This window comes from Streptomyces sp. NPDC090442 (assembly GCF_044769405.1).
Taxonomy (GTDB): Bacteria; Actinomycetota; Actinomycetes; order Streptomycetales; family Streptomycetaceae; genus Streptomyces.
Genome location: NZ_JBIVXW010000024.1, coordinates 15,063 through 35,848, shown reverse-complemented (window position 1 = coordinate 35,848; position 20,786 = coordinate 15,063). Strand labels below are relative to the sequence as shown.

General features: G+C 71.4%; 17 protein-coding genes and 1 pseudogene. 7 read left to right on the top strand and 11 right to left on the bottom strand.

All coding sequences use genetic code 11. The features are described from left to right. Positions 1-74 precede the first annotated feature (74 nt). Entirely contained in the window at positions 75-713 is a 639-nt protein-coding gene (locus tag ACIQU6_RS18465; RefSeq protein WP_403482678.1) for a TetR/AcrR family transcriptional regulator, read from the top strand. A 314-nt stretch (positions 714-1,027) separates the two neighbouring features. Here ACIQU6_RS18465 and ACIQU6_RS18460 read toward each other — a convergent pair whose 3' ends face one another. From ACIQU6_RS18460 to ACIQU6_RS18425, 8 genes are all read right to left on the bottom strand, one after another. Beyond that, a complete protein-coding gene (locus ACIQU6_RS18460) occupies positions 1,028-1,669 on the bottom strand; it encodes a GPP34 family phosphoprotein (RefSeq protein WP_403482677.1) in 642 nt (213 codons plus the stop codon). Between the two features lie 132 nt (positions 1,670-1,801). Further along, positions 1,802-3,301, bottom strand: a complete 1,500-nt coding sequence (locus ACIQU6_RS18455; RefSeq protein ID WP_403482676.1) for a carboxylesterase/lipase family protein — start codon at positions 3,299-3,301, stop codon at positions 1,802-1,804. 137 nt (positions 3,302-3,438) lie between these two features. Beyond that, positions 3,439-6,015, bottom strand: coding sequence for an acyl-CoA reductase (locus ACIQU6_RS18450; RefSeq protein WP_403482675.1), 2,577 nt, complete (start codon positions 6,013-6,015; stop codon positions 3,439-3,441). Further along, a complete protein-coding gene (locus tag ACIQU6_RS18445; RefSeq protein ID WP_403482674.1) occupies positions 6,012-7,178 on the bottom strand; it encodes an acyl-protein synthase in 1,167 nt (388 codons plus the stop codon). The genes ACIQU6_RS18450 and ACIQU6_RS18445 overlap by 4 nt, the downstream gene beginning before the upstream one ends. Next, positions 7,175-8,377, bottom strand: coding sequence for a GNAT family N-acetyltransferase (locus ACIQU6_RS18440; protein ID WP_403482673.1), 1,203 nt, complete (start codon positions 8,375-8,377; stop codon positions 7,175-7,177). Before ACIQU6_RS18440 ends, ACIQU6_RS18445 begins: the two co-directional genes overlap by 4 nt. Then, positions 8,374-9,699: an MFS transporter gene (locus ACIQU6_RS18435; protein WP_403482672.1), complete on the bottom strand. Its 1,326-nt coding sequence runs from the start codon at positions 9,697-9,699 to the stop codon at positions 8,374-8,376. The genes ACIQU6_RS18440 and ACIQU6_RS18435 overlap by 4 nt, the downstream gene beginning before the upstream one ends. Next, positions 9,696-11,000: a phenylacetate--CoA ligase family protein gene (locus ACIQU6_RS18430; protein WP_403482671.1), complete on the bottom strand. Its 1,305-nt coding sequence runs from the start codon at positions 10,998-11,000 to the stop codon at positions 9,696-9,698. Before ACIQU6_RS18430 ends, ACIQU6_RS18435 begins: the two co-directional genes overlap by 4 nt. Before the next feature lie 1,039 nt (positions 11,001-12,039). Further along, positions 12,040-12,633 carry a GNAT family N-acetyltransferase gene (locus tag ACIQU6_RS18425; RefSeq protein WP_403482670.1) on the bottom strand — a complete coding sequence of 198 codons (594 nt, stop codon included), beginning with the start codon at positions 12,631-12,633 and terminating at the stop codon, positions 12,040-12,042. Positions 12,634-12,868: 235 nt separating this feature from the next. Here ACIQU6_RS18425 and ACIQU6_RS18420 point away from each other — a divergent pair, with 235 nt between their 5' ends. From ACIQU6_RS18420 to ACIQU6_RS18405, 4 genes and pseudogenes are all read left to right on the top strand, one after another. Beyond that, entirely contained in the window at positions 12,869-13,561 is a 693-nt protein-coding gene (locus ACIQU6_RS18420) for a TetR family transcriptional regulator (RefSeq protein ID WP_403482669.1), read from the top strand. A gap of 55 nt (positions 13,562-13,616) precedes the next feature. Then, entirely contained in the window at positions 13,617-14,852 is a 1,236-nt protein-coding gene (locus ACIQU6_RS18415; RefSeq protein WP_403482668.1) for an acyltransferase family protein, read from the top strand. A 155-nt stretch (positions 14,853-15,007) separates the two neighbouring features. Then, positions 15,008-15,838, top strand: coding sequence for an NAD(P)H-binding protein (locus tag ACIQU6_RS18410; protein ID WP_403482667.1), 831 nt, complete (start codon positions 15,008-15,010; stop codon positions 15,836-15,838). A 39-nt stretch (positions 15,839-15,877) separates the two neighbouring features. Then, positions 15,878-16,423: pseudogene (locus tag ACIQU6_RS18405) on the top strand (MFS transporter); the annotation flags it as partial. A gap of 30 nt (positions 16,424-16,453) precedes the next feature. Here ACIQU6_RS18405 and ACIQU6_RS18400 read toward each other — a convergent pair. After that, positions 16,454-17,044: an ArsR/SmtB family transcription factor gene (locus ACIQU6_RS18400; protein WP_403482666.1), complete on the bottom strand. Its 591-nt coding sequence runs from the start codon at positions 17,042-17,044 to the stop codon at positions 16,454-16,456. 116 nt (positions 17,045-17,160) lie between these two features. Between ACIQU6_RS18400 and def the strand changes: the two genes are divergently transcribed. Then, on the top strand, positions 17,161-17,850 hold the full coding sequence (def, locus tag ACIQU6_RS18395; protein ID WP_403482665.1) for a peptide deformylase: 690 nt from the start codon (positions 17,161-17,163) through the stop codon (positions 17,848-17,850). A gap of 35 nt (positions 17,851-17,885) precedes the next feature. Here def and ACIQU6_RS18390 read toward each other — a convergent pair whose 3' ends face one another. Beyond that, positions 17,886-18,443, bottom strand: a complete 558-nt coding sequence (locus tag ACIQU6_RS18390; protein ID WP_403482664.1) for a Uma2 family endonuclease — start codon at positions 18,441-18,443, stop codon at positions 17,886-17,888. Between the two features lie 277 nt (positions 18,444-18,720). On the opposite strand from ACIQU6_RS18390, the gene ACIQU6_RS18385 reads away from it, so the two are divergent. Continuing rightward, a complete protein-coding gene (locus ACIQU6_RS18385) occupies positions 18,721-19,374 on the top strand; it encodes a DUF4360 domain-containing protein (protein ID WP_403482663.1) in 654 nt (217 codons plus the stop codon). A 99-nt stretch (positions 19,375-19,473) separates the two neighbouring features. On the opposite strand, the gene ACIQU6_RS18380 is transcribed toward ACIQU6_RS18385, so the two are convergent. Beyond that, a complete protein-coding gene (locus tag ACIQU6_RS18380) occupies positions 19,474-20,694 on the bottom strand; it encodes a M20 family metallopeptidase (RefSeq protein ID WP_403482662.1) in 1,221 nt (406 codons plus the stop codon). Positions 20,695-20,786: the final 92 nt, after the last annotated feature.

Here is a 20,786-nt window from a genome sequence, read left to right as displayed (position 1 = left end):
TTGACCTCCTCAGTATGTGTACTTGAGTACCAAGCTATATTCACGTCCATGTTGGATTCAAGTACACTTACGGGGTGACGTCGACAACACCGCAGGACACGGGCGCACCGCAGGACCGTCGCGAACGACGCCGCAACGCGACGCGGGAGAGGCTGCTCACCGCGGCCCTGGAACTGTTCGCCACGCAGGGGTATGCGGCCACCACCTACGAGCACATCGCCGAACGGGCAGACGTGGGCCGCCAGACCGCGTTCAACCACTTCCGCCGCAAGGAGGACTTCGTGACCGCCTGGGTCCGTGCGCGGCACGAGCAGTTGGACCGGCAGGACGAGGCGGACGCGAGCACCGCGGGGAAATCCGCCGTCGAGGCGCTGGCCGACGAGCTGCGCGCGCTGGCCGAACTCAACGAGCGGGACTACGCGTTGGCCAAGGAACTGCACGACGGCGGGGTGCTGCACACCGCCTTCGGTCAGGGCACCACCACTCCCCCCGCGATCGTCTCCGCCGTCACCCGCGGCCAACGGCACGGCGAGATCCGCCGCGACCTCGACGCCGGGGCCCTCGCCGACATGGTCTTCGACGGGTATGTGACCGCGCTGAGCCGCTGGCTGCGCAGCGACGGCGCTTTCCCGCTCGCCGACGCCCTGTTGGCCAGGCTCACCGTCCTCACCACCGGCTTCACCACCCCCGCCGACCGGAACGCAACCGCCTGATCGCCGACCGTCGGCCCGCCTCGACGGCCGGCCGCTGACGACTTTTGCAGCAACTCGGCGCGCTGGAAGGGGAAATGGGCGTCGCGCCGATCGAGCGCACCGCTCAGCGCGCGAGCCTGACGGACGGCGGACGCGAGCTGGTCGAGCGTGCCGCGGGCATCCTGGCCGCGGTCGAGACGGCGCACGGTCGCCTGCGCGCCCGCGCCGGCACGATCGGCGGCCGGGTGCCCCTCATCCGGCCGTCGCCGCCTGCCTGGGCGCGGTACAGGAGGCGATGCGCCGGTGAGGGGACCTGGTCTTCCCTCTCCCCGGTGTCAGTTGCCGCGCCAGATGTTGTCGAACGCGGCCTGCTCGATGGCGCGGCGTTGGCGCAGGGCCTCCAGTTCCATCAGCGCGCCGTGGACCGCGGCGAGCACGGTGTCCACGCCGTTGTCGTCCACGCTCGGCGAGTTGGAGACGTCCGGGGCGTGCTTGTCGCCGTCCTCCGCCTCTCCGTCACCGGCGATCCCGACGGCCGTCGCGAGGGCGGTGAGGACGGGCTCGCCCGAGGCCAGGCGGTTCTCCGCCGCGCGCCGGTCCGGTGTCTCGGCGAGCACGACGTGATCGGCCCGGAGGTGGATGCCGCGGCGGCGCTCCCGGCTCAGCAGCCCTTCCGCTTCCAGGCGCGCCTGGTAGGTCACGTACAGGCCGTCTCCCCTGCGCCACAGCCAGTCACTGATCGTCTCGTACGGTGTCTGGCGCACCAGTGCCGCCGCGGCCTGGTCCAGCAACGGGTCGTCGATGGCGGGGCGGTAGCCCGGCACGAGGCGTTCGCCGTCGACCGTGAGTGCCCCGGCGGCGAGGAGGTCGATCAGCTCGCCGCCCGCGAGGGCGAGCGAGAGGTTGCCTTGGGGCATGGAGCGGCTGGAGACCGCGTCCGCGGAGACGATCATCAGGTCCCGTGATGCACTGCTCATCCGGTTCTCTCCCAGGTGTAGGGGCGAGGGCCCCTGCATTCCAGCACACCAGTTGCGTCCCGATCGCGCGCGCCGAGGGGATGGGCGGGGCGGCCGCCGGTTCCAGCCGGTGAACCGCAGCCGCGAGAGTCCCTACGAGGAGAGATCGAAGGGGGTCGGGGGGTGGTTCTCCCAGATGTGGTGGGAGTCCTGTTCGGGGTAGCGGGCGGTCGTGGAGGTGGCGTCCAGGACGCGGGTGAGCTGGTGGTCCGGGTGGTAGGCGGCCCATCCGGGGTCGCCGGTGGTGGCGAAGCGGATCCAGGCCCCGTGGAGTTCCCGTGACGCCGCGCGGGCCTCGGGGGTGGGCGGATCGCCCAGGAGTTCCCGCCCGTTGGGGCTGTCCAGCGTGTCGAACGCCAGGGGCACGTCGAGGCTGTGGCAGGCGCCGAAGAGGCCGCCCAACACCGGTGCGCTCAGGCACAGTTCGAAGAGGAACGAGGTGCCGCCGGCCACGGCGTTGGCCCGGGCCAGGTGCAGTGACGGCATCCGGAAGAGGGCGTCGGAGTAGACGGTTTCCAGGAGTTGGCTGGGGGTGGCGTGCGGGGCGGCGGCGCGGTAGGCGGCCGGTCCGTCCGGTGCCGGGGCGAACAGGTCCAGGGCGGTGCGGGCTTCCTCGTCGGTGAACCCGTCCACTCGTCCGCTCATCGCGCTGAACAGCCGGAATTCGTCGCGGGTATGGCCGACGAGGAGTTCGGTTCCGCGGGCGCGGCCGGCGGCCAGAGCGGTCCAGGGTGCCTCGGTGAGGACGTCGCCGTCGATGACGGGGCAGGTGGCGACGCCGATGCGGGAGAGCCGGCCCCAGCGTTCGTGGTGGGCGGGGAGGTCGGTGCCGAGGGAGGTGACGGCCTCGGCCAGGCGGTGGGGGGTGAGGGTGGCGAGGGCTGCGGCGGTGGGCTTGGTGCCGAGGCGGTCGGCCAGTTCGGCGGCGACCTCTTCGGCCAGTGCGCGGGTGCAGAGATTGCCCGGCACGGAGTGGGTGACGGTTCGTCGGAACAGGCCGCGGGCGGATGCCATCGTCAGCAGGGCGGCGATCGAGCCGGCTCCGGCGGACTGTCCGGCGACGGTGACGTGGTCGGGGTTCCCTCCGAAGGAGGCGATATTGCGCCGGACCCACTCCAGCGCCGCGATCTGGTCGAGCAGGCCACGGTTGGGCGGTGCCCCTTCGAGGAGGGCGAAACCCTCCGCGCCGGTACGGTAGTTGAGGCTCACGACGACGAGTCCGGCGCCGCTCAGCGCCGTCGGGTCGTACATGGGATCGCTGGAGGTGCCGGCGATGTAGCCGCCGCCGTGGATCCACACCAGCACCGACAGCCCGGCGGCACCGAGGTCGGGGGTGCGGACGTTGAGCGTCAGCCAGTCCGAGCCCGGGTCCTCCCCCACGTCCGCACGGATCGGTCCGGACTGGGGTGCCGGCGGCCCGAACTCCGTCGCCTGGCGCACTCCTTCCCAACGAGGGACGCGCGCGGGCGCCGCGAACCGGAGTGCGCCGACGGGTGGTTGGGCGTAGGGGATGCCGCGGAATTCCGCGTGACCTTGGTGCCAACGGCCCTGCACCAGGCCCTCGGCGGTTCGCACCCTTGGCCGTTCAGGCATGTGGCTTCCTTCCTGAGGAGACCTCCCAGCGTTCTCGGTCAATCGTATTATGTCAAGCGTATGAAAAAGACGGAAGGGCGGAAACCCGTGTGGGGGTGGGGCCGCGGCCCCACCCCCACACACGAGTCAGCTACGCGTCAATTCGCCGTCGTCCGGCGGTCGATGACGGTGCGGAGCTTGCCGCTGGTGGGCGTGCGCTCGAAGGCGGACGTGGTGGCGGTCTCCACCGCGCAGTCGAGCAGCGCCTCCGGGCCGACCGCCGAACCGAGTTCGGGGATGTGGGCCAGCAGTGCGGTGCGGGCCGCTTCGGGGTCCGGTGCGTAGGCACCGTCCAGGCGGACGGTGAGCTGTTCGCGGTCGGCCTGGGAGGTCAGGATGAGCTGCAACTCCCCCCGGTAGCCCAGGTGTTCCTCGGCGACCTGGGTGAAGCGACGGTAGTTGAAGTGGTACGTGCCCATGCGGAACACATCCCCGTACCGCCCCAGGAGTTCGATGCGCGGGATCTGACTGCCGCAGGGACAGACCCCTTCGACGGCCCGGCCCAGGTCACCGATCTGGTAGCGCTCCAGGCGCTGGCCGGCCCGGGTGCGGGTGGTGAAGACCAGCCGGCCGGGCTCGCCGGCGGGGGCCGGGCGGTCCTGTTGCGGGTCGAGGATCTCCAGGGTGTGCAGGTCGGTCAGGACGTGGTGGACGGTGCCCTGGGCGTGGGCGCACTGGTAGCCGAGCGGGCCCAGGTCCGTGCTGCCGTAGGCGGCGGAACGGATGACCTCGACACCGAACTCCTCGGTGAGGATGCGGCGTTGCTCGGAGGTGAAGTGTTCCCCGCCGTAGAAGACCTTGCGGATGCCGCCGTAGGAGCGGAGCCGGTCGCCCTGGGCGTGGAACAGCTGCCACAGGTAGGAGGGCATCCCGAAGAGGGTGTCCACGCGGTAGTTGACCAGGGCGTTGGCTATCGCCTCGTGGTCGGGTCCCGCGGCGATGGGGATCTGGGTGGCGTTCAGGCGTTCCAGGATGGAGAAGAAGCTGATGAAGCTGCCGTACATCTCCCCGCAGAAGAAGAGGTTGGCGGCGCGGTCGTGGGCCGGGTCGAAGCCCCCCGCGATCAGGCCGTTGCCGGAGGCGCTCATCTGCGTGTCGTAGTCGTCGCAGGTGAAGACGGACAGCGCCGGGGCGCCGGTGGTGCCGCCGCTGTGGAAGTAGAGCTGGGCGTGCTCCGGCGCCAGGGTGCGGATCTGGGCCTGGGCGGCCGCCTTGTCCATGAGCGGGCCGGTGGGCGGGGCGGGCGGCGCGGCGGGGGCGACCAGGTCGTCCAGACACGGGGTGGTGCTGAACGCCGCCTCGGGGGCCTGGACGCTGACCCGACGGCTGTAGCGCTGGAGGGCGTAGACGCCGTCGTGGGGTTCGCCGTGGTAGCCGTCGAGCATGGCGCCGAGCGGGGTGACGCGGTCCACGCCCGCGGTGATCAGCGTCCTGGACAACTGCGCGATGTCCGCGCGGTGGCCACCGACCCCGGCGGTCTGGAGGTAGCGGCGCATGGGGCGCAGGGTGGCCACGATGTCCCGGCGGGGCAGCGGCTTGACCCAGACGGTGCGGTGCAGCGGGGAGGCGGTCAGCGCGGGGCGGGTGTCGGCGAAGACCCGCCAGCTCCCGTCGTCCGCGGTGAGGACCCTGGTCAGGCCGAGGTGCTGCTCGGCCCGGGCGACCAGCTCGGTGGTGGTGAGCTCGGCCTGCTCGGCGGGGTCGGCACCGTCGTCCGCTGCCCCGCAACCGCTCGACGGGGCGGGGAACTTGGCCGAGACCTCGTCCAGGACCGCGGCGAACTCCTCCGCTGCGGCGAAGAGTTGGGCGGAGGAGTCGGCGTCCGGGTCGGTGTCGAGGTAGATGACCTGCGGGCTGGAGCACGCCTGCTGTTCGAGCCGGCAGACGTCCGTGGCCAGCGCGATCAGGGCCGCCCGGTCCGTCCAGGCGTCGCGGGTCAGATAGCCGAACGAGATCTTGTGGCCCCACTCGACGAGCCGGCAGCCGGGCGGGACGAGGGCCGCGACGCCCGCCACGGCGTCCTCGCCGCCCCATACGGCCACGGCGTCCGCGGGCGCGCACAGCAACCGCATCAGGTCCTGGCGACGGGAGGAGAAGCGCAGGGCGATGACCCGGCGGCCGACGGCGCCGGTGGGGTCGGCGGCGGCGACCTCGGCGAGCAGGTGCTGGGCGAGCGGGGTGTCCGTGCTGCTGGTCTTGAGGACGTTGACGTTACCCGTGAGCAGGCCCTCCACGACACTCAACGGGGCGACCCCCGCGGCGTTGCCCGGGGCGATGTGGACGAGCAGGCCCACCGGCGCCCATGCCTCGTAGCGGGTCTCCCGGGCATCGGGCCTGGTGAGCCGTTCGGGGCGCGGGCCGCCGAGCTCGCGCCGCAGCTTGCGTTCCAGGGCCGGGCGGGCGAGGGCGTCGGCGAGTTCGGCGAGGGTGGCCGCGGCCTCCGCGCGGTCGGGTCCGTCCGCGGTGTCGGTCTGGTGGGCCATGAGGCGGGCGTGCAGATCGCCGTCCGGTTCCCGCAGTGCCTGGCTGACCGTGTCGCAGGCCAGCAGGACCGTCTCGGTGGACAGCGGCTCCGCCAGGACGCCCTCGACCAGGGTCGGCAGCTCGGCGAGCCGCTCGGCCGCCTCGGCTTCGTCGATGAACGAGCCCTGCCAGTAATGGAGTTGACGGGTCATGACATTCCCTTCAGGAGTTCTGCGGCGGCCACCGCGCAACTGCGGTTACGGCTCACCCCGGCGCGGCCGTGGATGGTGAACCAGGGCGTTTCCAGGGCGCAGCCGCAGGCGTCCCCGGGGTGCAGTGAGGCCAGGTCGCCCATCACGACGCTCTGCGCCGGGACGGAGGTGATGTACGGGGAGACGAGGTGGAGGTAACCGGGCCGGTCGTACGGCAGGGGTTGCAGGGTCCGGGTGTCGCGGACGGCGGCGCGGGACCAGACCGGTACGTGCAGGCGGTGGTGGTCGCACTCGATGTACGGCACGCAGTGCTCGACGGAGCCGTAGGTGTCCCGGATCCGCTCCCCCGGGATGCCCAGTTGCTGCGTCACCTCGTCGTAGAACTCCTCCTTGGGGATCTTGCGGTCGGCGTGGCCCTTCCAGCCGCCGCCCAGGATCACCAGGGAGCCGGGCGGGAGTTGGAGGGGCGGGATGCCCGCGGTGCGCATCCGTTCCAGGGTGAAGTGCAAGAACGCCGGGAAGCCGAGGATGCGCACCGGCAGCCCCTCCTCGGCGTAGCGGTGCAGCGCGTCGATGCAGCCGTGCACGTCGAACTCGTGGCTGCTGCCGGTGTGGCGCAGGGCGTGGGTGGTGTGGCGCGCCGGCGCGAAGTCGCACAGGTAGTTGTCGGTGAAGGAGGTGCCGACGCGGAACTGCGGTGCCGGTTCGTAGCTGTAGAGAAGGTAGTTGACGGGTTGTTCGGGGGTGATCCATCCGTAGTGGTCGAAGATGCGGGCGACCATGCGTTGGGCGGAGCGGATGGTCCACTGGTCGTAGAACATCTGGGACTTCTGCCCGGTGGTGCCCGAGGAGGTCAGGTGCAGGAAGACCTCGTCGCGCGGGATGGAGAGCACCTCGTGCCGCTTGAAGAAGTTGGCGTGCAGCAGCGGGGTGCGGGTCTCCTGGCCGACGGTCGGGGCCGGGGTCTCCGGGGTGTCGGCGAGGAGGGACCGGAAGAGGTCCGAGCGCTCCGCGTGCCAGGCGTTGGTCTCGGCCATCGCGGCGGCGAACAGGGTGTCGACCTCGGGGCCGGTGGTGTAGGGCGACGGGAGGTCGCAGAGCTGTTGGACGTGGGCCAGGGTCGTCGGGTCGGGGACCTCGACGGGGGCGAGATGGGTGTTCATCGGGCAACCTCGTGCTGGGGCAGATAGGTGGACGCCCAGGCCGTCAGGTACGCGCTCAGGTAGGGCTGGATCAGCGGGCTGACGGCTGTGGTCCGGAAGTCGATCTGACGGTCGGTACGGGAGAGGACGACGTAGTCGTGGAAGCGGTCGCCGATCCGGCGCATGGCCGGATAGCAGGCGCTGGGGACGAACCCGGCGTCCAGGAACGCCCGCAGGCCCTCGGTGTCGGACAGCGGCACCAGCGTCTCGACGTAGTCGGCGCCGGCCCGGCTGAGCGTGGCCATGAGCGAGTTCAGGGCGCCGGTGGCGGCCGCCGGGTGCGGGTGCACCGCGACCAGGGCGCAACTGCTGGCCGCCGGGTCGAGGTCGGCGTAGATCTCGAACTCGCCGTCCGGCGCGGTGAGCACCGTGTTCGGGGCGCGCAGCGGCGAGTAGGCGCCGGCCGGGTCGGGGAAGAGCTCGCGGAAGCGGCGGCGGACGAATCCCGGGGCGGTGATCACTTCCAGGGGTGCCTGGGTGCGGGTGGCCGCGGGGGCGGTCAGGACCGCGGTGGGTGTCGTGGCCGTGGCCAGGCCACCGGCTGGGGAGAACGGTGGCGGGGCCTGGTCCGCCACGGCCGGTGCGTGCGCCGCGGCGTAGGGGACGCTGGTGCTCTCCTCGGCCGCGTGCAGCAGTGGCACCAGTGCCCGGGGGACGGCCGGCGCCTGCTCCCGGCGGTCCAGGACGCCCTCCGCGTAGCAGGCGAACAGCGCCAGGGTCTCGCAACCGGAGACGTCGGCGGCGTTGGGCAACAGGCCGAGCGGCCGGTATCCGTTGCGGGCGACGACGCGTTGGGGTGCCTGGGTGACCATCCGGACGGTGGTGTAGAGCGAGTCGATCGTGCCGGTGGCGAGGGCGTCGGCGGTGACCGCGCCGGTCAGCCGGCCGGCCAGGCCGCCCTGGCGGTGGCGCGGGTGGACGGCGAGGCCGACGAGCTTGCCGACGCGGTTGCCGCGGTCGGTCTGGACGACGACGGAGCCGGCCAGTTCACCGTTCTCGGTGCGCGCGACGAGCCAGTGGCAGTGCGGATCGGTGATCAGGCGGGACATCACGGCCGGATCGCTGCCCAGTGGTACCGGGTAGCCGTGGCCGTAGACGTCGAAGTAGAGCTGTCGGAGTTCGGCGATGTCCTGGGACGTCGCCGGGTGAATGGTCGTCATGAAGCCTCCCCCAGTGATGCGTTGGCGACAGCCGCCGGAGCCGGCGCGGTCGTGGCGTCCTCAACGGTGGCGTCCGGTGGCGTTGCCGTGCGCCTGCCCAGCCACCACAGTGCGGCGGCGAGCGGAACCAGTCCGACGGCCTGTACCAGGCACAGGGTCTGCGGTGAGAGGTGGTCGCCGAGGGCGCCGAAGACCAGGGAGGACAGCGGGAAGGTCGCGCCGAGCAGGGCCTGCATCATGGCGAAGAACCCGGGCTTGTCCGCTGCCGGTACCAGTCGTTGGAACAGTGCGACGAACCGCACGCCGATGACGCCCACGCACCAGCCGGCGACGATCAGGGCGCACACGGCCGCCGGCCGGTCGGCGAGCAGCCCGGGGGTGCCCAGGGCCACCGCCATCAGGGCCAGACAGGCCCCGCCGATGGTGGTCGGGGATCCGGGCAGCTTGGCGCCGGTGAACGAGCCCAGGAGGGCGCCGAGGCCCAGTGCGGTTTCCAGTGCGGCCACCGTGGACCCCTGCGCGTGCAGCACGCCCCGGGCGTACAGGGGCATGACAACATATACGGCGGTGCTGAAGACGTTCACCGCGGCGAAGCAGAGCAACACCCGCCGGATGAAGGGATGTTCGGCCAGGATCTGACGGAGCGTCCGCGATGTGGACCCGTCGTCGGACGGCACTGCCTCATCCGGTGCCGTGGCGGCCCGGGGGAAGCGGGTGAGGAACACCAGCGCCGCGGCGGCCAGATACGCGCCGGCACATCCGGAGACGATGCCCGTCAGGTCCCAGGCATCCACCACGAGCGGACCGAGCAGCCCACCGGCCAGTCCGGCCAGGGACTGGGTGGCGAGTTCGAAGCCGGTCGCGGCCTCGATGTCGGCGTCGTCGACGAGTTCGGGCACGGAGGTCGTCAGGCACGGGTCGAAGAGTGCCTGGCAACCGGCGAGCAACAGTGCGGCGCCGTACGCGACGACGGTCGGGGGCGGTGCGAGGTACGTCCATCCGGCGGTGAAGGCCGCGACCAGGCCGGCCACGGCGGCCGCCAACGCCATCACCGTGCGGTGCGGGCAGCGGGCGATGATGCGTGCCACCAGCGGGGCAAGCGCCACCGCGGGCAGCGTGCTCACCGCGAGGAACACCCCGGAGGCCAGACCGCGGTCGCTGACGCCGGCGGCGGCGTGCCCGACGATCCACCACACCACGCCGACCTGGAACATCCGGCCGGCTGCCTGGGTGAGTACCTGTGCGGCCCAGACGGTGCCGAAGGCCCGGTTGCGCAGGACGATCGGGAGTCGGCGCGGGGCCGGGGTCGGGGTCGCGGTCATGAGTGCGGCCGTTCGTCGATGACCCGCAGCAGCTTGCCGGTGCGCGCGTTGACGACCAGTTCGTCGTGCCGCACCCATTCCACCGCCAGCGGGTGGACGCGCCCGGCGTCGACCTCGTCGGCGTACATCGGGCGGGCCGCGTCGATCTCCTTGGCGATCGCGGCGGCCAGGTGCGCCAGTTCGCTCGGTTCGCCGCTGTCGCCGGCCGCAACGGGCGCGTTGGTGCCAGGCCCGGCGTCGACGGCCAGCCGCAGCACCAGTCCGTCCCGGCCGTCCCAGCGGCGCACCACGAGTTGGGTGCCGATCACCCGGCCGGTCGGGTCGGCGGCCCGCACCAGGTCGTGTACGTCCTGCGTGTAGAGGGACACCGCGCCCATCCGCACGCCCTCCTCTGCCCGGCCGAGGATGCGGAAGACTCCGCCGGCCACGTCGGTCCATTCGGCCCGGTCGCCCACGGGGTAGCGGATGATGGGCATCAGGCGGCGGCGCAGGTCCGTGACGACGATGCGGCCCGGAACGCCCTCGCGGGTCAGGGGTTCGCCGGTCTCCTCGTCGAGGATCTCGACGAGGGTGTGGGGCGTGAAGGCACGGTGGACGCGGGGGTCCGCGCCGGGGACCGCCTGGCCCAGGAGACCGGAGTCGACGCCGGCGTAGCCGACGGAACGGGCCTCCGCCCGCGGGAACGCCCGGCGGAGCAGCGGCCGTTGGTCCTCGAACAGCCCCTCGCCGCCGAAGAACAGCAGCTCCACGCCGGGGAGTTGACGCCCCTCGCGCACGAGGTGGTCGGCCAGGCCACAGAGCGTGGTCGTGGTGCCGGCGATGACGTCGACGTCGAATTCCTCCAGCGTGTGAACGGTGGAGGCGAGCGGTGCGCCGCCGCCGATGGGCAGTCGCACGTTGGCGACGGGAGCCCGGTGGAGGGAGTCCAGGATGAAGGTGAAGCTGGCGTAGAGCTCGCCGGCGTAGAAGAGGTCGGCGACCCGATGGCCGGGACGCAATCCTGCCTCGACGAGTCCGACGCCGAACGCCGAGGTGAATTCCCGCCATTCATCGCGTGTATAGACGGAGAACTTCGGCGCGCCGGTCGTGCCACCGCTCTTGAAGACCAACGCCTCGTCGAGCGGTCCGGTCAGAAGGCTGTTGTTGCGTGGCGTATTGGCTCGCCAGAATGCGTCGTGGGGAACGACCGGAAGCTCCGTTATCTCACTCACGCGATCGGGTAGACCGGCGTAGAGATCCCGGTAGAACGGGGAGTTGGCACGCACGAAGCGTATGAGTTCCGTCAATGGTTGAACGGGCATAACATTCCTGCTTTTCGGCATTCCGAAGACCCGGAACCGCGGGGTATGCGGCACCAGTTCTTGACGTGTTTCTGCGGTAGAAGGCATGGCAGGGCCCGTTCCGGGCCGCCCTCACATGCCTTTCCGCACGGGTGACTTCCGTCGGTGATGCTATGTCATATGGCTTGTTCCAGCCGACAAGTCCCACCACCGTAAACGGGATTTTTACCAACCGAGATCACATCGGATGGCCCACCCATCCATCGGGTTCCTCCTGTTTACGGTGACGTACCTCACCGCCGATTTATGGAACCGTAACCGCCTTTCTGAGCGACCACAGCGACCCCCGCTCACGGCGACGACAGTGAACGCGATCCACCCCCGCCGACCGACCATCAGGATATTCGGTCGCGAAATAGCGTTGGGCCACCGACCGTACGCAGGCCGTGAAAATCAGCCAACATCCGGGGACCCCGGAAAACCCTCCAGGACGCGAAACCGCCACGGTCGCGCAGTCTGGAGGGAATGAGTGGGAACTCGCCTGACGGCACCGGCAGATGGGCATCGACGCACTGTCGGGCGAGCAGGGTGCGCGCGCCGTCGGGGCCTCAACGCCCCTCTCTCCGGCGGGCGAAAAGCGCCCACGACGCCGAACGGCACCCCCGTCTCGAAGCCGCCCACGGGTCACGGCGGGCCGACACGGCCGACTGACCAGGGCCTCGACCGCTCACGCCAGGGAGAGTTCCGGTCGCCAACTGACCGACGGCGAGCCGATGTTCAGCCCGCCTCCGGGCACCCCGTCGCCATCGCCTTCCCGTTTCCGGGCCGGGCCGTCACGGGTGGCGGCCGCAGCCCGGAGCCTTGCCGCGGACCGCCTTAGCGCATCAACCAGAGCATGGCCATGGCGTGACGACGATCGTCACACCATCCCCACAATGTGTCCGAATACCGCCTGGACTCCCTACTCCCCCGAGAACTATCTCGGCCGCACAGCCACTCTGGCCTCGACTGGGTCCGTCACGCCGGATCGACCGCTCAGCTCAGATCGGATGCGCCGGGGTCACACGTCGCCCCGGACGAGGGCGTGCAGATGCTCGTCGTGCCAGCCGTCCGCATGCAACAGTGCGCTGCGCATGGTGCCTTCGAGGGCGTAGCCGGCCTTGGCCGCGACCCGGCAGGAAGCCGGGTTGGCCACCGAGTGGCACAGGCGTAGGCGGTGCAGGCCGAGGTCGTTCAAGGCCCATCGGGTGAGACGTTCGGTGGCTTCGACCACGACGCCACCACCGCGTGCGGCCGGCAGGATCCAGTAGACGATCTCGGCACTGCCGCCCGTGAGATCGATGTCGCCCCACCCGATCAACCCGAGGGCCTCGCCGTCCGGCCGCGCGATCGCCCACATCGCGCTGAGTTCCGCCCGCCAGCGCTCGTGCATGGTCTCGATGCGCCGGCGGGCCTGGTCCGTTGTCTCCACCAGAAGGCGGTTCCACTGGCGAATCGCCGGATCGCGACTGGCGGCCAGCAGGGCGCCGGCATCGGAGAGGCGCCAGGGACGCAACTCCAGGCCGCACGGCAGCCCGAGCACCGGTTGGGCCTGCCGGGCCATCTGCCCCGCGGGAACAACGGGCGCCGGGACGGGAGGGAGAGAGATCACCATCGCGGCATCGTCGCACGACCATCAACTCCCTTGCATCTGCTACCGGTTAGGCCCCGGCTCGACTCTACGCGTCCGACCCTGCCGACCTACCGACTATCTGACTGGGTGGCCGACTGGTTCGCTGACTGGTTGATCGACTGGCCGTTGGACCACCTCAGGGAGTGGCCCTCGGCCGCGTCAGGGAGTGATCAAGGCCACTGGACAACCAGTTGGCCGGGCGGCTAAATTTCTGGCCATGCGGTCAGAAATTACTCCGGACGGCCAGCCCGACGACGGGCAGGGCCGAAAGGCGGAGCGGGGGCGCTCGGCCATCGAGAAGGTGCGCCGGGCCCAGATCATCGAAGCTGCCATCGAAGTCATTGCGGAACGGGGGTTCGCGAAGGCTTCGATGGCTCAGATCGCCGCACGGGCCGGTGTGAGCAAGGGCGTGATCTCGTACCACTTCGCCGGCAAGGAGGAGTTGATCGAGCGCACCGTCGAGGAGGTGTACGAGGGACTCGGGGCCTTCGTCGCCTCCCGGCTCGCGGGGCAGACCGGCACGGACGCCTGGCTGCGCGTCTACATCGGTTCGATCGCCGCGTACATGGCCGACCACCGGCCCCAACTCACCGCGCTCGGCGAGATCTTCACCCACGCCCGCACCGAAGCGGGCGACCTGAGGTACGGCATCACCTCCAGCGAGCCGCTGTACGCCCACGTCGAGAGCGTCTTCCGCGAGGGCCAACAGCGCGGCGAACTCCGCCCGTTCGACGTCCGCGTCATGGCCGTCAGCCTTCAGGCCGGGATAGACGACATGTTCGCGTACTGGAGCACCCATCCCGGGCACGACCTGATGGCGCACGCCCACGAGCTCATCGATCTCTTCTGGCACGCCACCCGGGCGGACGGTCGGGCAGCCGGCGAGGCGGACCGCGCGACCGAAGCCTGAACAGAGAACAGCACGCACCGACACACAACAGAAAACGGAACGGGGGAAGATGACGATGGCACACGATGTCGGGCGCGCGGTGGCGCCCGCCGGCCAGGCACACACCACGGCAACGCCCAGCCCATCACGCCTGTACTACGTCGACAACCTGCGCGTCGCGCTGACGGCACTGGTGGTGCTCCACCACGTCGCCATCACCTACGGCAACATCCCGGCCTGGTACTACACCGAGCCGGCCAAGGACGGGACCGGCCTGGCCCTGGACGCCTTCGTCACCCTCAACCAGGCGTTCTTCATGGGCTTCTTCTTCATGATCGCCGGGTACTTCACCCCGGCGTCGTACGACCGCAAGGGCCCGCGGCCGTTCCTCCGCGACCGGCTCAAGCGGCTGGGCATACCGCTGCTCCTCTTCCTGCTGTTGATACGCCCGGTCACGGACTTCGGCGGGTATCTCCACCTGCGGGACGTCTTCGCACAGCGCGGTGACTCCCTCCCCTACTGGCTCTACTACCTCGCGAGCTGGGACGCGGGCCCGATGTGGTTCGTGGAGGTGCTGTTGGCGTTCGCCCTGGTGTACGTGATGGTTCGTCGACGCGCCGCCCGCCGCCTGCAACACACCACAGGGGAAACGGAGTTCGGACGGCCGTCGTCCGTCGAGCCGTCCGCGGTCGACGGGTCGACGCCTCGGGCGCCACGGCCGCGTGCCCTCGCACTGTTCACGGTCGGGCTGGCCCTCGCCACGTACGGATGGCGCGTCCTCGTGCCGAACGACCTGACCGTCCCCTTCCTCGGACTGCCCACCCCCAGCTTTGCGGTGCAGTACGCCAGCTTCTTCGTGCTCGGCGTGCTCGCGTACCGGCGTGGTTGGCCGCAGGCGCTCTCCCGTCGGGCGGGCCGCTGGGGGTTCGTCGTCGCGACGGTCGCGACCCTCGCCTATCTGCCCGTGCTGGCCACGGCGAAGGCCGAGGCGCTCAACGGTCACGGAAGCTGGCAGTCGCTGGCCGGCGCCGCCTGGGAGTCCGCCTTCGCGGTGGGCATCGTCCTGGGCCTGACCGTGGTGTTCCGGGAACGCCTCAACCGCCGGGGCCGGTCGGCCGCCTTCCTCTCCCGACACGCCTTCGCGGTGTACGTCCTGCACGCGCCGGTGCTCGTGGTGCTCGGGCACGCCTTCGGCTGGCTGCACGCCCCGGCGGTGGCGAAGTTCGCGGTCGTCGCCGTGCTCGCGCTCCCGCTGTGCTGGGCTCTGGCGTACGTCGTCCGGCGCCTGCCGCGCGCGGACCGGGTGTTGTAGACCGGTTCGCCTCGCGCGGCCCGCGCCCCTCCCCCGCCGCGGAAATCCGCGGCAGCCCGGACAATTGGAGGGTCCCTCCGGTAATGTCGGTGGCCCGCGGCCCGGGCCGCGGGCCATGACGGCTTCTCGGGCTCCTTCGGGCCATTGGAGGACGGATGATCCTCGTGACGGGTGCGACCGGCACCATCGGCCGGCGTCTCGTGCGGGCGCTCGCCGAGTCCGGCACCCGCTTTCGCGCGCTGGTGCGGGACACCGCCAAGGGGCGGGAGTTGGGCTGCGAGTTCGCCGTCGGGGATTTTGACGATCCGGCGTCGGTGGCAGCCGCGCTGCGCGGCGTGGACCGGCTGCTGCTCAACAGTGGCGGTGCGCTGCCCGTCGCCGGGCGGCAGCCGATGGTCCGGCAGCAGACCACCGCCATCGACTTGGCGCGAGCCGCCGGCGTGACGCAGGTGGTGAAGGTGTCGGCGTGGCGGCCCGGTCCGGCGGCCAAGCTCTCCGTGCGGGCGCACTGGGAGATCGAGGAACACCTCAAGGCATCCGGATTGGGGTGGGCGATGCTGCAACCCACCGGCTATATGCAGAACTTCTTCACCGGCGAGGGCGGCTTCGCGCACGGGCGTGCCGTGGCGGGCCCGTACGGCACGGGGCGGGTGGCGTACATCGACGCCTATGACGTCGCCGCCTGCGCCGCCGCGCTGCTGGCGGGCCCGCCGAGGGGCGGCGCGACGTATGCGCTCACCGGTGCGGAGGCCCTGACGCACGAGGAGATCGCCGGGAAGTTGGGGGTGCCGTTCCGCGATCTGCCGCCTCGGACAGCCGCCGCGGAACTCCGCGCAAAGGGGCTTCCTGACTGGTTCGTTGAGGACCTGCTGTGGCTCTACGCGGATCTGGCGTCCGGCGGGATGTCCGAGGTGACGACGGCCGTACGGGACCTCACGGGGCGGGCGCCGCGCACGTTCGACGAGTTTTTGGCGGCGGGAGCGTAGGGGCAGGCCCAGCGCGCGGGCGTTGTCGCCGGGGTCGTCCGCATGTGCGTCATGGGTGTCTTTTCCGCCACCTGGCTGCCGTCCCTCTACACCAGGACCTTCGGCCTGGGCCTGACCGCCGCGTTGGTCTACACGCTGATCGGCAATGTCACCGGCCTGCTCGGCACGTTGGTGGTCGCGTTGACGATCGACCGGGTCGGCCGGCGGGCGGCGCTGATCGTCGGGTTCGCCGGAGCGGCGCTGGCGTTGGCGATCCTCGCGCTGAGCGGGGCCGGATCCGGCGGGCAGGTCGCGGTGTTCGCGTCCGGCACCACCCTCTTCGTCTTCGCGATCAACGCCGCGCTCTATCTCTACTCCCCCGAGCTGTACCCGACGCGCAACCGGGCCCGGGACGCGGCCTTCGGCGGGTTGTGGAACCGGGCGGGCGTCATCCTCGGGCCCATCGTCGTCGGGGCGATCCTGGCGGCGGGCGGCGGCCTGGCCGTGGTCTTCGCCCAACTGGCGGGCGTGGCCGCGGTGGGGGCGGTCATCGCCCTGTTCGCCGTCGAGACCAAGGGGCGGACGCTGGAGGACCTCAACTCCTGAGCGGCCCGCGGTGCGTGGCGGTCGGCCCGGTCACCGGTCCTCGTCCGGGCCGCCCGTCGGCCGCCCGGCCGCCTCGTCGCACAGCGGGAACAGCCGCGTGATCAGCGCGACCGGGCGGGCGCCGTCGGGCCGGGCCAGCGGCCGCTGTTCGCGCTCGCGGTACGGGGCGAGCGCCTTGTGGACCGCGTCGGCGACCCGGCTCATCTCCTCGGGCGTCAGATAGGCGATGGCACTGAAGGACTCGTCCCGGCGCCAGGCGGCGGGCGCCTCGTCGCGCCGCTCCAGCCAGCGCCGCCAACTCTCGTCCTCCAGCCCGCGGGCGAGGTCGCCGAACTCCTCCGTGGCCGGGCCGTCCTCGGGGGCGGACCGCCGCAGTCGCCAGGGGCGGGCGCGGCCGCCGTGGTGCGGGGCCTCCTCGATCCGGCCGTGGCGGGCGAGTTGGCGCAGGTGGAAGGAGCAGAGGCCGGAGCTGTAGCCGAGCCGGGCGGCCGCTTCGGTGGCCGTCACGGTGCCCACCTCGGCGAGCAACTCCAACAGGGCCGTGCGGACCTCGTGTTGGGGCAATCCCTCCCCGGTCGGCGAGGTCCTGCCGGGCGGAGCGTCCAGGTCTTCTTCGGTCACTTTGCAAAGTCTGCTACTTTGCAAAGCACCGCGCAAGCCCGGCCGTTCGGCACCCGCGCGGCACCTGAGGACCGCCGAACGCGAGATCCGCACGGCCCGACACCAGGGGGACCGCCATGCCGCACCACGACCACCGACCCACCGCCCTCGATCACCGGTCCGGCGCCCTCGACCGACGCGTCCGGGTCCGGGTGCAGGGCGCCCCGGTCGACTCCTGTCCCGCCCTGCCGCCGGAGGCCGAGCGCGGGTCGGTACGCCGGATCACGGAGGTGGGCGAGGGGGTCCTGAGCCGTCCGTGCCGCGAGGTGACCGAGTTCGGTACCCCCGAACTCGCCACGCTCATCGACGACATGTTCCTGACCATGCACATCGCCGACGGCGCCGGCCTGGCCGCCAACCAGGTCGGGGTCGGCCTCCGGCTCTTCGTCTACGACTGCCCCGACGACCACGGCACCCGGCACGTCGGGCACCTCATCAACCCGGTCCTCGAACTCCCCGCGCCCGGCCGGCGTCGGCTCATCGACGACGCCGAGGGGTGCCTGTCCGTCCCCGGTGCCACCATGGACGTCCCGCGCACCGACCGGGCGGTGGCCCGCGGTCTCGACAAGGACGGCCGACCGCTGGTGATCGAGGGCACGGGCTACTTCGCCCGCTGCCTCCAGCACGAGACCGAGCACCTCATGGGGCACACCTATCTCGACCGGCTCGCCGCGCGCGAACGCAGGGACGCACTACGGCAGATGACGGCCCGTCGGGAAGAGGTCTTCGCTCTACGGGCCAGCAAGGCGGCGGGCCTGGGGCGGTAGTGCCCCGACGCCCTCTCCCCCTCCCCAGCACGGGCTCACAGACCCCCGGTGTCGAGGTCGATGCCGAAGGGGTCCGGGATGCGGAGCGGTGCCCCGTAGGGGTGCGGGCCGTCGGTCCGGGCGTAGCCGAGGCGGCCCGGTCCCGAGTAGAGGGTCAGGGACCGCTGTTGACGGTCGACCAGGAGGTAGAGCGGCGCGCCGTACTCGGCGTACCGCTGGCGCTTGACGACCCGGTCGGTGTCCTCGTCCGCGCCCGAGGTGACCTCGACGACGAGGAGGGTGTCGGCCGGCAGCAGCGCAGCGCCGCCCTTCGCAGCGGCGGCCGGGACGACGGCGAGGTCGGGGACGTACCAGTTCGCCGAGCCGGGGAGGTCGAGGTCGCCGGAACCGATCACACAGCCCAGTTCCCGCGCCCGGGCGCGGATCTGCTCGCGCAGGGCGTCGGCGACGGCCTCGTGGTCCCAGTCGGGCGGCACGGCGTCGATGACCCCCTCGATGATCTCCGCCCGGTCGTCCTTGAGGTGCTGGATGGCGTATTTCAGGGCACGTTCGGGGTCGATGCCGTTGCTGTAGTCGACGGGCGCGTCACTCACCAGAACCGTCCTAGGGCGCGGAGGCGGCTTGCGCCCTCAACCTAACGCCCCGGCGCGGATGAGCGCGGGTCGACGGGCGCACCGCGGTCACCTGGGCGGCAACCCGCGCACCCCGGTGCGCCCCACTCCCCCGCCGGACGTCCGAATCAAGGCGTAGTTTCGCCCCAATCCTCGGGAGCGGAGCTGTGCAAGCCGAGGTTCCCGTGCTGGCATGCGGTCGTCATCCACTCCTGGTGTGCCCGCACCGCGGGTCCAGGACGACCGGAAGGAAGAGCCCATGCTCAGCGCCCTCAGCACCGGTGCCGCAGCGGCCGCCTTGCTCCTCGGATCGGCATCCCCCACCACACCGGCGCGGTTCGGCGACGACCCGCCGACCGGCAACATCACCATCGACGTGGCCACGGTCAACGGCTCGGGATGCAGACCCGGCAGCGCCGCCGTGGCGGTCGCCCCCGACAACACCGCCTTCACCGTCACCTACAGCGAGTACCTCGCCCAGGTGGGCGGCGCCAGCAAGCCGACCGACGCCCGCAAGAACTGCCAGATCGCCCTCAACGTGCACGTCCCGCAGGGCTTCACCTACGCCATCGCGCGGGCCGACTACCGCGGCTACGCCTCGCTCGCCCAGGGTGCGAAGGGCCTGGAGCAGGCGAACTACTACTTCCAGGGCCAGCCGGAGACGGCCCACAAGGCGCACACGTTCGCCGGTCCGTACGGTGACAACTGGCAGACCTCGGACGAGACCGACCTCAACGCCCTGGTCTACGCGCCCTGCGGCGAGGAGCGCTACCTCAACATCAACACCGAGCTGCGGCTGGACGGGTCCGCGGCGGACCCCAAGACCACCAGCTACATGGCGATGGACTCCACCGACGGCAGCATCAACACCCTGTACCACTTCGCGTGGAAGCAGTGCCCCGCGTCGAAGTAGCGGTGATGCGCGACAAGTTGGCCCGATCGTCGTAGGCCAGGGGCCCGTACGCCGCGGCGTGCGGGCCCCGACGCGGAGGGGACGACGGCTCCTGGCGGCTCAGCCCGCGGCCGGCCCGGCGGTCGCCGCCGTGGTCGTCAGGCGGCGGTCGGCGAGTTCGGTCAGCAGGGCCGCCTGGCGGTACAGGACGCGGTCGTCGAAGACGGCCCGCGGCGAGTGGTTCATCGGCGCCTGCTGCCAGTCGGCCCCCTCGGGGGCGGCGCCCACCAGCAGCATCGCGCCGGGCACGCGCCGCAGGACGTGGGCGAAGTCCTCGGAGCCGTTGGTGGGTTGCGGGGACTCCCACACCTCGTGGGGCGGGAAGAGGTCGCGGGCGGCGGTCAGGGAGAAGGCGGTCTCGTCGGTGTCGTTGACGGTGACCGGGTAGTGGCGCTGGTACTCGACCTCCGCGTCCAGGCCGTGGGCGGCGGCGATCGAGCGGACCAGGCGGGGCAGCCCCGCGGCGAGCTGTTCCTGGGCACGCTCGGAGTAACTGCGCACCGTGGCGTGGAACTCGGCGGTGTCGGGGATGACGTTGGCCTGGGTCCCGGCGTGGAAGCTGCCGATGGTGACGACGACCGGGTCGAAGATGTCGAAGGTGCGGGTCACCCAGCTCTGCACCGCGGTGACCATCTCGCAGGCCGCCGGGACGGGGTCCTGGGCCGCGGCCGGCGTGGAGGCGTGGCCGCCCTTGCCGCGCACCGTCACCGTCAGCAGGTCGGAGGCGGAGGTGATGGTGCCGGCGCGGGTGATGACCACCCCGCCGGGTACCTGGTTGGACGCCACGTGCAGCGCGTACGCGGCGTCGAGCGGCTTGCCGGCCGCCTCCAGGACGCCCTCCTCGATCATCGCGCCGGCCCCGTTGTGGCCCTCCTCGCCGGGCTGGAACATGAACACCACGTCGCCGTGCAGGAGTTCGCGGCGGTCGGCCAGCAGCGTGGCCGCGCCGACGAGTCCGGCGGTGTGCAGGTCGTGTCCGCAGGCGTGCATCCGGCCGGGGGTCTCGGAGGTGTACGGCACCCCGCTCTCCTCGGTGACCGGGAGGGCGTCCATGTCGGCACGCAGCAACACCGCGCCTCCGGGCCGGCCGCCCCGGAGGACCGCGGTCACCGAGGTGAGGTCCCTGCCCAGGCTGATCTCCAGTGGCAGGCCGTCGAGGGCCGCGAGCACCTTCTCCTGGGTGCGCGGCAGCGTGAGCCCCAACTCCGGCTGCCGGTGCAGCGACCGGCGCAGCCGCTCCAGTTCGGGTTGCAGTTCCTTGGCGCGTTCCACTGCCGACATGCCCATTCCCATTCCTGTTGCTCGGGGGTTGCCTGGTACGGTCCGGCCGTACCCGGTCCAGGCTGTGGCTTTTGCCGACCTGCGGCCGCAAT

Excerpts from the sequence above, each read along its gene's own strand:
- ACIQU6_RS18420 (WP_403482669.1), top strand. The coding sequence starts at position 12,869 with ATGCGGTCAGAAATTACTCCGGACGGCCAGCCCGACGACGGGCAGGGC.
- ACIQU6_RS18440 (WP_403482673.1), bottom strand. The coding sequence starts at position 8,377 with ATGACGACCATTCACCCGGCGACGTCCCAGGACATCGCCGAACTCCGA.
- ACIQU6_RS18380 (WP_403482662.1), bottom strand. The coding sequence starts at position 20,694 with ATGTCGGCAGTGGAACGCGCCAAGGAACTGCAACCCGAACTGGAGCGG.
- ACIQU6_RS18415 (WP_403482668.1), top strand. The coding sequence starts at position 13,617 with ATGGCACACGATGTCGGGCGCGCGGTGGCGCCCGCCGGCCAGGCACAC.
- ACIQU6_RS18435 (WP_403482672.1), bottom strand. The coding sequence starts at position 9,699 with ATGACCGCGACCCCGACCCCGGCCCCGCGCCGACTCCCGATCGTCCTG.
- ACIQU6_RS18385 (WP_403482663.1), top strand. The coding sequence starts at position 18,721 with ATGCTCAGCGCCCTCAGCACCGGTGCCGCAGCGGCCGCCTTGCTCCTC.
- ACIQU6_RS18450 (WP_403482675.1), bottom strand. The coding sequence starts at position 6,015 with ATGACCCGTCAACTCCATTACTGGCAGGGCTCGTTCATCGACGAAGCC.
- ACIQU6_RS18430 (WP_403482671.1), bottom strand. The coding sequence starts at position 11,000 with ATGCCCGTTCAACCATTGACGGAACTCATACGCTTCGTGCGTGCCAAC.
- ACIQU6_RS18425 (WP_403482670.1), bottom strand. The coding sequence starts at position 12,633 with ATGGTGATCTCTCTCCCTCCCGTCCCGGCGCCCGTTGTTCCCGCGGGG.
- def (WP_403482665.1), top strand. The coding sequence starts at position 17,161 with ATGCCGCACCACGACCACCGACCCACCGCCCTCGATCACCGGTCCGGC.
- ACIQU6_RS18410 (WP_403482667.1), top strand. The coding sequence starts at position 15,008 with ATGATCCTCGTGACGGGTGCGACCGGCACCATCGGCCGGCGTCTCGTG.
- ACIQU6_RS18460 (WP_403482677.1), bottom strand. The coding sequence starts at position 1,669 with ATGAGCAGTGCATCACGGGACCTGATGATCGTCTCCGCGGACGCGGTC.
- ACIQU6_RS18445 (WP_403482674.1), bottom strand. The coding sequence starts at position 7,178 with ATGAACACCCATCTCGCCCCCGTCGAGGTCCCCGACCCGACGACCCTG.
- ACIQU6_RS18455 (WP_403482676.1), bottom strand. The coding sequence starts at position 3,301 with ATGCCTGAACGGCCAAGGGTGCGAACCGCCGAGGGCCTGGTGCAGGGC.